Below are 4,382 nucleotides of genomic sequence, written 5' to 3'. Positions count from 1 at the left end.
AACTGGCGTCAGGCGATGAGTCGTTTTATTATCGAGTTCGAGGAACGACTCGAAAAGCACATTAACTAATGGCAGTTACACAGAATCTGTTACAGGCTCACCGACGACGTACTTCCCGCTATCCAAGAACCTTTATTAGAAACACATAGTTTCATTATTTATGCCGGCGCAGTTGACGTAAATGGTTACTTTCCTACCCACAACAAGAAGTTTAGTCAGCCCCTTACTGGTAATTACGATACGGATTTAGCAAATAACAGAACGAAACGGATATTCGATGACAAAACCGGAAGTCGTTGTGGCAGCAATACCTCTACGTTCTTGCTACAAACTTACAAACGAGATACAGGTGAGGTCATGCATGATCTATCTGCACCGATATATGTGAACGGTAAACATTGGGGAGGGTTTCGTATTGGTTATAAAGCCAAAGAGCAGTAAGTTCTCTGTATTTACGTATAAGCGCTAGCTTCCGTTTTCTCACTTTAACGAATGAAAGTGGTAATGCTCTAGCGCTTAGCAATATTGGCAACAATATTATTCCTTCTTTGCGCTTTTATTTGCTGCTTCGTTACCCTACCATTAGCGAATTGTTCGCAGTTCGTAAAACTCTATGCCTTCACTACAACCATACAGCACATTTGGCCTCGCCGCTTCTTGTGATTCTATCCAGTCGTTTAGCGACGTTACTTCATTCCTGTCTATCTTCAAAACTTCTAAAAACAATAACAAAGCCATTTATATATTGGGCGGTGGAAGCAATTCAGTCTTCACTGACGACTTTGACGGTACAATTCTGGTTAACGAGATTAAGGGAATAAGCCATTTTGATACTGAAAGTCACCATTACTTACGTGTAGGTGCAGGTGAAAACTGGCATGACTTCGTCACTTTGTGTATGAAAGAGAAGTGGTATGGTTTCGAAAATCTCGCCTTAATACCTGGCTCAGTAGGCGCATGCCCAATTCAGAATATTGGTGCGTACGGACGAGAAGTGAATACGTTAATCGACAAAGTAGAGTGTGTATTTCTTGAAACCGGCGAGCAGGTATTGGTGGGCAATGAAGACTGTCAGTTTGGCTATAGAGACAGTGTGTTCAAACACGCACTAGCGAACAAAGTGCTAATCACTCATGTAAACTTTAAACTTCCCAAGCACTACGAACTTGAAACCAGCTATGGCGAACTAGCGGCACTCACTGAGCCTACACCAGAAAAGGTGTATAGTAAGGTAATAGAAATTAGGAAGAGCAAACTTCCCGATCCTACCGAGCTAGGCAATGCAGGAAGTTTTTTCAAAAACCCAGTGGTTTCAAAAGCAGTGTTTCAAGCGATTGCACAAGACTATGATTCAGTACCCCATTTTGTGGTGCACGGAGGTGTTGAGCTGCCAGCCACTGAAAACGAACAAATAAAAATTCCTGCCGCATGGCTTATCGACCAGGCAGGTTTTAAAGGCAAGACTTTGAATAAAGTGCGATGCCACCCTACACAGCCATTGGTACTTACTAACTTAGGTGGTGCCACCGGAAACGATGTAATAACCATGGCAAAAGATATCATAGCAAGCGTACAGGGTAAGTTTGGCATACAGCTAGAGCCAGAAGTGCGCTTATTAGGAAGCAAAGGACTTATTTCGCTATGAGACAAGCATCAAAAGCTGTAAGAAAACATATACTCGCTTTGTTGTCCGACGGCCAGTTTCACTCAGGCGAAACCATTGCACAGCAAGTGGGCCTTTCGCGTACAGCAGTTGCAGGCCATATTTCCCAACTCGCCGATTGGGGATTAGATGTATTTAAAGTAAAAGGTAAAGGCTACCGTTTAGAACGAGGGTTTCCATTGTTAAGCGCCGACAGCATTAAACGTCATTTAGGCAACACAAAACGAGCGATTATTGATGTGGAATCAGTATTACCTTCCACCAATACGGAAATGAAGAAGCGTATTGCCAGCAAACGAGAAGATCTTGAAAACGGCGATGTCGTTTTTGCTGAAATTCAGACCGATGGACGCGGTAGACACGGCCGTTCATGGTTAGCGCCAGTTGGTGGAAGCTTAACTTTTTCTATGTACTGGTCTTTTCCCGACGGTTATCAAAGCATGGCGGGACTTTCTTTATTGGTAGGCTTGGCAGTTTGCGATGCACTTAAAGAATTTGGCGTAGAAGACGCCGAGCTTAAATGGCCGAATGACATTTATTTGCAAGGTAAAAAGCTTGCGGGCGTACTTATTGAAGTAGAAGGGCAAATAGGCGCTACGGCGCATAGTGTTATCGGCATAGGTTTGAATGTTTGCGTACCCGATAATCAGTACGATGTTGGTCAGCCTCATAGCGATCTTGCGTCATATTTGGGCACTATCCCAGATAGAAATGCTTTAGCGGCAGAAATTATAAAATCGCTATGGTCTTATTTACCTAAATTTACCCAGCAGGGCTTCGGGCCATTCACAGCATATTGGGAAGCGCTCGACTTATACGCCGATAAACGCATTGTTTTACAAATGGGTGAGAAGCGTTTTTCCGGAATTGATAGGGGAGTGGACGCCAGCGGCGCGCTTCTTGTTGAAACACAAGACGGTATTACCCGATTCCACGGTGGCGAAGTTAGCCTTAGAGGCAATTAACTTTTTATTTTTGTTTTACTTTATAGCTGAGCTACGAAGATTTTGGCCATTATTTATAATAAAAGTACTTCGTAGTTCATCTTTGTGATTTTTAAATAGCATTTTATCCGTTCGTTTTACGCATTGCTTTGCGATTGAAACCAAAAATATGAACAACATTGAAGAAAACCACGTCATATTAGTGGATATCGGTAACACCCGAATAAAATATTCACTGCTTTGTCATGCAGAAGAAGAGCCTAATGCATGCGAAGATGCCAATTCTCTCTTCTCCTTTATCGATTCTCAGAAAAAAATTTCCCATTTATATATAGCTTCGGTAAGAAATCAGGAGCTGGTTGATGAAATATCCGCCATGTGTAACGAGCGAAATATTGTTTTTGTAGAAAAGCACACCGAGAAAGAAGCCTTCGGCATAAAAAATAGTTACGCGAATGTTCAAAAAATGGGCGTTGATAGATGGCTTGCCATGGTCTGCGGCGCAGAAAAATCAAAAAAAGCATTTTTTGTTATGGATGTAGGTACGGCAATAACGGTTGATTTTGTGGTGGATGGTCAACATTTAGGCGGTTGGATCGTACCTGGATTTCAAGTAATGCGTAATGCATTGGTTGCTTCAACTAAAAAAGTGTTCGCGAATGATGAAATTCCGACCACCTTTGGCGTGGGGACCGATACAGAAGATTGCGTGGCAACAGGGTGTCATGCTGCCCTATATGGTGTTTATTTGAGCGCGGTTGATTACATATCAAGCAAACAAACCGAATTTGACATAATTTTAGGGGGTGGAGACAAAAAAGTGTTTGCATTCTTAAAATCTGCTGATAACATGCGCCTCGCTCATTTGGTGATGCAGGGTCTTGCCCGCTACGCTCGAAGTGAACTTCTGAAGGGAACATCGACGTAAGTTTTTGATTAGTTGAAAAATTGGTCAAAAAAGAAAATTGAAAAATTTTCAAAAAGACACTTGCACAGAGTTAAACAATACTCTAGAATGCGCACCCACTTGATGTAGTGCCGACTTAGCTCAGTTGGTAGAGCAACTGACTTGTAATCAGTAGGTCGCCAGTTCGATTCCGGCAGTCGGCACCATCAATCTGGAGGGGTACCCAAGCGGTCAACGGGAGCAGACTGTAAATCTGCCGGCTCAGCCTTCGCAGGTTCGAATCCTGCCCCCTCCACCACTTTCTCTATGAGGTGGCCAGAGAATTAGGATTGCGGGCATCGTATAATGGCTATTACCTCAGCCTTCCAAGCTGATGATGCGGGTTCGATTCCCGCTGCCCGCTCCAAATCAGTGCTGATATAGCTCAGTTGGTAGAGCGCACCCTTGGTAAGGGTGAGGTCGGCAGTTCAAATCTGCCTATCAGCACCAGTTTATTTCTCCCCAGCTCATGTAAAATTTCTAAATTTTTTAATGTAACTTTGCTGGGATAATAGAAATGGCAAAAGAAAAGTTTGAACGTACGAAACCCCACGTAAACGTGGGTACAATCGGCCACGTTGACCACGGTAAAACTACCCTAACTGCAGCTATCACTACAGTTCTTTCTAAAACTTACGGCGGTAACGCACAGGCTTTCGATCAAATCGATAACGCGCCTGAAGAGAAAGCACGTGGTATCACCATTTCTACTTCACACGTAGAATATGACACTCCTACTCGTCACTACGCACACGTAGACTGCCCAGGACACGCTGATTACGTTAAAAACATGATCACTGGTGCTGCTCAGATGGACGGTGGTATCCTA

Annotated in this window: 4 protein-coding genes, 4 tRNA genes and 1 pseudogene; all 9 read left to right on the top strand. The window is 43.4% G+C overall.

The window, feature by feature from the left end; translation table 11 throughout:
• Positions 1–93 precede the first annotated feature (93 nt).
• A pseudogene (locus MHM99_RS20835) lies at positions 94–441 on the top strand (chemotaxis protein); the annotation flags it as partial.
• Between the two features lie 172 nt (positions 442–613).
• Complete coding sequence (murB, locus tag MHM99_RS20830; RefSeq protein ID WP_239220445.1) at positions 614–1,645, top strand: UDP-N-acetylmuramate dehydrogenase; 1,032 nt, start codon at positions 614–616, stop codon at positions 1,643–1,645.
• Positions 1,642–2,628: a bifunctional biotin--[acetyl-CoA-carboxylase] ligase/biotin operon repressor BirA gene (gene birA, locus MHM99_RS20825; protein WP_239220444.1), complete on the top strand. Its 987-nt coding sequence runs from the start codon at positions 1,642–1,644 to the stop codon at positions 2,626–2,628. Before murB ends, birA begins: the two co-directional genes overlap by 4 nt.
• A gap of 148 nt (positions 2,629–2,776) precedes the next feature.
• Positions 2,777–3,535, top strand: coding sequence for a type III pantothenate kinase (locus MHM99_RS20820; RefSeq protein WP_061096042.1), 759 nt, complete (start codon positions 2,777–2,779; stop codon positions 3,533–3,535).
• A 109-nt stretch (positions 3,536–3,644) separates the two neighbouring features.
• Positions 3,645–3,720 (top strand) — tRNA-Thr (locus MHM99_RS20815).
• A gap of 7 nt (positions 3,721–3,727) precedes the next feature.
• A tRNA-Tyr gene (locus MHM99_RS20810) sits at positions 3,728–3,812 on the top strand.
• 33 nt (positions 3,813–3,845) lie between these two features.
• A tRNA-Gly gene (locus MHM99_RS20805) sits at positions 3,846–3,920 on the top strand.
• 7 nt (positions 3,921–3,927) lie between these two features.
• Positions 3,928–4,003: transfer RNA gene (locus MHM99_RS20800), tRNA-Thr, on the top strand.
• Positions 4,004–4,070: 67 nt separating this feature from the next.
• A partial coding sequence (locus MHM99_RS20795) for a GTP-binding protein (protein ID WP_239217646.1) occupies positions 4,071–4,382 on the top strand: 312 nt, incomplete at its 3' end.

Source organism: Alteromonas sp. MmMcT2-2 (assembly GCF_022348305.1).
Lineage (GTDB): Bacteria > Pseudomonadota > Gammaproteobacteria > Enterobacterales > Alteromonadaceae > Alteromonas > Alteromonas macleodii.
This window is presented reverse-complemented; position numbering and strand designations above follow the sequence as displayed.